Below are 6,085 nucleotides of genomic sequence, written 5' to 3' on the forward strand. Positions count from 1 at the left end.
GAAGGTGACGAAAATGAAATTATCAGATTTGTTTATTAAAGAAGCCATGGATTTACATCTAACGACTTCAACTAAAAAAGAAACGTTACAGCATTTAGCAGGGAATTTTGCAAGCCTTGGTAAAGTAAGTGATGTGGATGCTTACGTGGCAGCTCTAGAAGCTCGTGAAGCGCAATCTACCACTGGTGTAGGTGACGAAATTGCCATTCCTCACGCACAACACGAATCCATTACGCAAGCTGCGATTGTTTTTGGACGTAGCGAACAAGGAATTGAATGGGAATCGTTTGACGGCCAACCTGCAAAATTAATCTTCATGATTGCGGCTCCAGCAGGGGGCGGAGGCGAGCACCTGCAAGCCTTAGCAAAACTATCATCAGTATTAATGAATCCTGAAGCAAAAGCAGCCTTACTTCAAGCAGGGGATTCTGATGAAGTGGTTGAAGTCTTTAAAAAATTTGAAGAACCACAAGAAGAAGCCGTTGAAGAAGTAGCAGAAGAAGCAGCGCCATCAAACGACGATGTGTATATTTTAGCGGTCACAGCTTGCCCAACAGGAATCGCACATACCTTTATGGCCGAAGAAAAATTAAAACAAGCCGGAAAAACGGCTGGGTACAAAATTAAAGTAGAAACAAACGGACAATCTGGTATCGGCAACCGTTTAACAAAAGAAGATATCGAGCGCGCAACAGCAGTCATTGTTGCAGCGGACAAACAAGTCGAAATGGCTCGTTTCGACGGCAAGCCCGTCATCATCACTAAAGTAGCGGATGGAATCAACAAAGCGGACGAATTAGTAGCTCGTGCAGCTAAAGCGGATGCGCCAATTTACCACGCTAGTGAAGATGCGAATGCCACAGAAGAAAGCGTAGAAGGCGAGTCTCTTGGCCGTCAATTCTACAAACACTTAATGAATGGTGTGTCACACATGTTACCATTCGTTGTTGCTGGTGGGATTTTAATCGCTGTTTCATTCTTCTGGGGAATTACTTCCTTTGATGTGAAGGATACAGCAAATTATAACCCTATTGCTGAAGCAATCTTCCGTATGGGTAAATTAGCCTTTGCGATGATGCTTCCAATGTTAGCAGGTTTTATCGGACAATCGATTGCGGATCGTCCCGGTTTAGTGGTCGGTTTCATGGGTGGGGTATTTGCGAACCCTGCTTTATTCACAGATTTTGCAACTGGCGGAGTTTTTGCTGAAGGATATGTTTCTTCTGGATTCCTAGGAGCGCTCATTGCAGGGTTCTTAGCCGGCGGAATTATTTCGTTCCTAAAATTTGCTTTCTCATGGTTACCAAAATCATTAGAAGGATTAAAACCAATTTTCTTATTCCCTGTATTCGGGGTTCTTATCATGGGTGCTTTAATGTTATTCGTGATCAATGGACCAATGGGTGCAGTGATGAATGGCTTAACAAACTTCTTAGCAAATGTTCCGAGAGAATTTGGCATGGTATTAGGATTTTTAGTGGGAGCTATGATGGCTATTGATATGGGTGGCCCAATCAATAAAGCAGCTTATGTAACAGGAACTGCCTTAGTGACAAGCGCTGGTGCAGCAGGGTCAGACGTGATGGCTGCAGTAATGGTTGGTGGAATGGTTCCTCCTTTAGCGATTGCAATTGCTGCAACACTTAATAAAAACTTATTTACAGAAGCAGAAAGAAACAGTGCATATGTAAACTATGTAATGGGTGCTGCATTCATTACAGAAGGTGCAATTCCGTTTGCAGCGGCACATCCTTTACAAGTCATTCCTTCATTGGCATTTGCTTCAGGTGTATCTGGTGCGTTATCAATGGCGTTTGGTATTGTTAGCCGTGTTCCTCATGGTGGGTTATTCGCTGCGTTTGTAAATGGTGTTTCAAACCCATTAGCATTCGTTTTAATTTGGCTTGTTGGTGGAATTATCGGTGCACTATTGTTAAATATCACCTTATCTAAAAAAGCAAAATAAAAAGTGAATTAAGGCTTCTAAGGTTTTTCATTAGGAGCTTTTTGTTTGTTCATCAGAAAAAATCTGCAAAAATTGAGCTTAAGGATTGCAAAAGAGGAAAGTAGAGGGTATATTTAAAACAGTTAAATAAATAGAAAATACAAAGGGGTGCCTCTATGGCTGAGATGTATGTACAAACCCTTGAACCTGTTACGTTAATACGTGCGTAGGAATTGTATTCGATTTCGAAGTTAGTTGGAGTCTCTTTGTGTTTTCAAGAAAACGAAGGAGGCTCTTTTTTTAATGAAGAGAAATGTTTTAATTTGGGTAGAGGTTGCGATTATCGCTGCACTCGCAATGGTACTATCATTTGTACCAAAACTAGCAGGTTGGTTTTCACCATCATGGGGAGCAATTATTCTTGTTATTTTTTCACTCCGTAGAGGATTGACACCTGGTTTGGCTGCTGGACTTTTATGGGGATTGATTCACTTCCCTCTAGGAAAAGTATCATTCTTATCTGTAGAACAAGTATTGATTGAATATATCATTGCATTTACAGTTATGGGTCTTGCTGGTTTAGTATATGGACCTTTCCAAAAAGCATTGAAAAATGATAAATTTTCTTCTGCAATTGTATGGTCAGGGATCGCAGCATTATTAGGAGTAGGTGTGCGCTACTTCGTTCATTATATCGCTGGAGTGTTATTCTGGGGGCAATATGCTCCAGAAGGAACAAGTCCATGGGTATACTCATTATCTGTTAACGGGACAGCAGGGGCTGGAACATTTTTAGTAGTTATGGTTGCATGCATCTTGTTGATTCGTCAAAAAAAAATATGGATAGCAAAATAGGGAAATTGTGCTTTCCGAGTCCTGGTTTAACCTGAAACCAGGGCTCTTTTTGTTGGAAAAGAAAGAGTAAGACACTTCGTACCTTCAAATAACTCTATAGTAGTCATTAGTGCTGTACCGACCTGAGCCTAGGTCTCAGGTCTAACGAGCTTCAAACTGACACTAGGAATGAATTCCAAGTGTCAGTAATTCACATCGATTACAAACGCTACAATGACTACTATAGAATTTGAAGGCACTCGTTATTCTTACTCTTTTTTAGTAAAAGAACCTGGTTTTGGTTAAACCTTATAAAGGGTGATGGGCGGAGAAGGAGAAGAAGTGTGTGCCGTTTATTGAAGGCACTCGTTATTCTTACTCTTTTTCCGTAAAAGAACCTAGTTTCGGTTAATCATTTTATAGGGTAGCTGAAGAGCGGGAGTGTTTGACAGAAGCTCATTTCAATAGTAAAGTTAATGAAGAAAGAGGTGTTGGTATGGTAACAGAATGTGAAAAAATGAATGTCTCTCATGAGATATGGATGATGATTATGAAAATTTACAATGAGAATCTACGGACGTTTTCGATTTCATTAAAAGAATTAGGATTGAATCCAACACATTTTGAAGTTTTACATGTGATTTTTAGACAAGGAACAGTGGACCAAAAGACAATTGCCTCCACTTTGAACTTAACGCAGGGGAATATTACCCACTGTATTCACCATTTACAAAAATTAGAATTAATTACCATTGAGAAAAGTTGGAAAACAAAACATATATCACTGACAGAAAAAGGAAAACAGCAGCTTGATCAATTAATTCCTGCTCAGCATGAAATGATGGAATATACATTAAGAGGATTGAATTGCACGCAAAAACAACAATTGCGTGATTTGCTAATTTCATTTGAAAATACGTGTAAATCCTCAGTTTAAGTATAATTTAAATTGAAATCGTATCCTTATATAGGAGGGGAAACCATGAGAATTCTAGTAGCTGAAGATGAAATTGATTTAGCGGAAGCTCTGAAGATGATGCTCGAAATGCAAAAATATAGTGTAGAAATGGTCCATGATGGCGAAGACGCGCTTTTTTATGCGGAGTCTACGCCATATGATTTAATTTTATTAGATGTCATGATGCCTAAAAAGAATGGAATCGAAGTGGTCAGAGAATTACGTTCCAACGGGATTCATACACCGGTCCTGATGTTGACAGCAAAAAGTCAATTAGAGGATAAAGTGACTGGTCTTGAAGAAGGAGCGGATGATTATTTAACGAAACCTTTTGAAGGTGCTGAGTTGTTAGCGCGCGTGAAATCTTTACTACGTCGTCCGAATGTATTTGTGGCATCTGTTATGACACTAGGGAATGTTGAATTAAACCGAGATACCTTCACGATGATGACCTCTAAAGGGCAAGTATTATTAAATAATAAAGAATTTCAATTGATGGAATATTTTATGATGAATAGTAATCAAGTGCTTTCTACGGATTTAATTATGGAGAAAGTTTGGGGACTTGATTCAGAGGCCGAAATTAATGTCGTTTGGGTGAATATCTCATCGTTGCGAAAAAAATTAGCAACGATTGAGGCCGATGTAACGATTAGATCTGCTCGCGGACTGGGCTATCAATTAGTGGTTGAATCAGCAGCCAACTAAGCATCCTGTATATGTTTAGAAAAAGAAAAGGAGGAGCATATGTTTCGACAACTACAAAAAAGTTTTGTGAAGAGTGCCATGTTATCTTTTACAATCGTACTCTTTGTAGTCTTAGTGATTGTGAATGGGATAAACTACCGACAAACAATCGAACAAGTAGATCGTGTGGCAACGATGTTAGTTGAAAATAATGGAACGTTCCCAGATGCTCCATCCAATGAGGGGCCAAAAGAACACCCTTCACATGGAAAGCCAATTGGTCATGAATTTAGAAAAGATGACCAATTATCCACGCGCTATGCGTTTGTTAAAGTTGAAAATAATGAAGTAACTTCTGTAGATCAATCGCATTTAATCTCTGTAGAAGAATCAAGTTTAAAAGAGTCAGCTCTGCGATTGGTAGAGTCCAAATCCTTGAGTGGATGGGAAGGAAGTTTGCGTTACAAGCTTTCGGGTGAAGAATCATCTTTTATGGTCGTTTTTGTAGATGCGAACCGTGAAGTCCAACAAGTATGGCGCCTATTAATGGTAACCGGGGGAGTTTTTATCGCCTGTTTGATAATTGTTTATATTCTTGTCCGTGTCGTTTCTAAGAAAGCAATTCGACCATTTGTTGAGAATGTTGAACGCCAGCAACAATTTATTGCTAATGCGAGTCATGAGATTAAAACACCGCTGGCAGTCTTGTCAGCCAATACAGACGTTTTAGCGATGATGGGAACACAGGAAAAATTTGTCGATAGCAATAGAAGACAAATTAAACGATTGAATGCCCTAGTGGAGCAAATGCTACTTCTTTCTAGATACGACGAAGGGGAAGCAAGCACAACTAAAGAAAAAGTTGATTTAGTGGGTGTTACAAAAAATATCGTTGAAGAGATTCAACCGGTATTAGATGAAAAAGGACTTCAAGTTACATTTACCGGAAATGATTCCAGCGTGATGACAACAAATAAAGAAGCCATCACAGAATTAATTCGAATTTTATTAGACAATGCCATCAAGTATACAGTAGGAAGTTCTACGATTACGGTTGGTGCAAAAGAACATCAAATTTCGTTTGAAAACAATACTGAGCCAATTACAAAAGAACAAGTCAGTCAATTATTTGATCGATTTTACAGAGTAGACAGCTCAAGAAATCGTGCCACAGGTGGAAGTGGACTTGGACTTGCCATTGCAAAGAAGATTGCTGAAACCAATCAAGTCCGCTTGAGCGCCGAATTAATCAGCGACCATCAGATTCGCTTTGTCATTGATGGTGAAGAAAATGGATAACCGATTTGTTTACGAAGTTTTAGAAGTGGTAGGTGAAATTCCTAGAGGGAAAGTGGCTACCTATGGACAAATTGCTAGTCTTGTAGGACGACCGAAAAACGCAAGACTCGTTGGGAAAATTTTAAGTCAGGTGGAACTCTTTGGGGACTATCCTTGCCACCGAGTCGTTAATGCGAGTGGAAGACTTGTACCTGGATGGCTGGAGCAAAAGGAGTTATTAGAAACAGAAGGAATCCTCTTTAAAAGCCCAACAAATATATCGCTAAGAGAATATCAATGGAATCCTGAAGTGGATTAGCTCAATCTGAAGAAAAGATTGGGCTTTTATTTTTGGCTCTTTGTCAAATAGTGTTGATGAAGAA

Annotated in this window: 6 protein-coding genes and 1 riboswitch; all 6 genes read left to right on the plus strand. The window is 39.4% G+C overall.

The features are described from left to right. Positions 1 to 13: 13 nt before the first annotated feature. Complete coding sequence (locus HMPREF3106_RS05360; RefSeq protein ID WP_070444865.1) at positions 14 to 1,966, plus strand: PTS fructose transporter subunit IIABC; 1,953 nt, start codon at positions 14 to 16, stop codon at positions 1,964 to 1,966. Between the two features lie 133 nt (positions 1,967 to 2,099). Then, a riboswitch (TPP riboswitch) is annotated at positions 2,100 to 2,195 on the plus strand. A 53-nt stretch (positions 2,196 to 2,248) separates the two neighbouring features. Beyond that, complete coding sequence (gene thiT, locus HMPREF3106_RS05365) at positions 2,249 to 2,800, plus strand: energy-coupled thiamine transporter ThiT (protein WP_039848933.1); 552 nt, start codon at positions 2,249 to 2,251, stop codon at positions 2,798 to 2,800. Between the two features lie 475 nt (positions 2,801 to 3,275). Next, positions 3,276 to 3,716 (plus strand): MarR family winged helix-turn-helix transcriptional regulator, encoded by a 441-nt coding sequence (locus tag HMPREF3106_RS05370; protein ID WP_049554829.1) that lies wholly within the window; start codon positions 3,276 to 3,278, stop codon positions 3,714 to 3,716. 45 nt (positions 3,717 to 3,761) lie between these two features. Next, positions 3,762 to 4,445 carry a response regulator transcription factor gene (locus tag HMPREF3106_RS05375; RefSeq protein WP_049554828.1) on the plus strand — a complete coding sequence of 228 codons (684 nt, stop codon included), beginning with the start codon at positions 3,762 to 3,764 and terminating at the stop codon, positions 4,443 to 4,445. 39 nt (positions 4,446 to 4,484) lie between these two features. After that, on the plus strand, positions 4,485 to 5,723 hold the full coding sequence (locus HMPREF3106_RS05380; RefSeq protein WP_049554827.1) for a sensor histidine kinase: 1,239 nt from the start codon (positions 4,485 to 4,487) through the stop codon (positions 5,721 to 5,723). Beyond that, a complete protein-coding gene (locus HMPREF3106_RS05385; RefSeq protein ID WP_005606088.1) occupies positions 5,704 to 6,021 on the plus strand; it encodes an MGMT family protein in 318 nt (105 codons plus the stop codon). The genes HMPREF3106_RS05380 and HMPREF3106_RS05385 overlap by 20 nt, the downstream gene beginning before the upstream one ends. The last annotated feature ends 64 nt before the right edge of the window (positions 6,022 to 6,085 follow it).

Source organism: Granulicatella sp. HMSC31F03, from assembly GCF_001807725.1.
Classification (GTDB): Bacteria; Bacillota; Bacilli; order Lactobacillales; family Aerococcaceae; genus Granulicatella; species Granulicatella adiacens.

Excerpts from the sequence above, each read along its gene's own strand:
- HMPREF3106_RS05360 (WP_070444865.1), top strand. The coding sequence starts at position 14 with ATGAAATTATCAGATTTGTTTATTAAAGAAGCCATGGATTTACATCTA.
- thiT (WP_039848933.1), top strand. The coding sequence starts at position 2,249 with ATGAAGAGAAATGTTTTAATTTGGGTAGAGGTTGCGATTATCGCTGCA.
- HMPREF3106_RS05375 (WP_049554828.1), top strand. The coding sequence starts at position 3,762 with ATGAGAATTCTAGTAGCTGAAGATGAAATTGATTTAGCGGAAGCTCTG.
- HMPREF3106_RS05380 (WP_049554827.1), top strand. The coding sequence starts at position 4,485 with ATGTTTCGACAACTACAAAAAAGTTTTGTGAAGAGTGCCATGTTATCT.
- HMPREF3106_RS05370 (WP_049554829.1), top strand. The coding sequence starts at position 3,276 with ATGGTAACAGAATGTGAAAAAATGAATGTCTCTCATGAGATATGGATG.
- HMPREF3106_RS05385 (WP_005606088.1), top strand. The coding sequence starts at position 5,704 with ATGGTGAAGAAAATGGATAACCGATTTGTTTACGAAGTTTTAGAAGTG.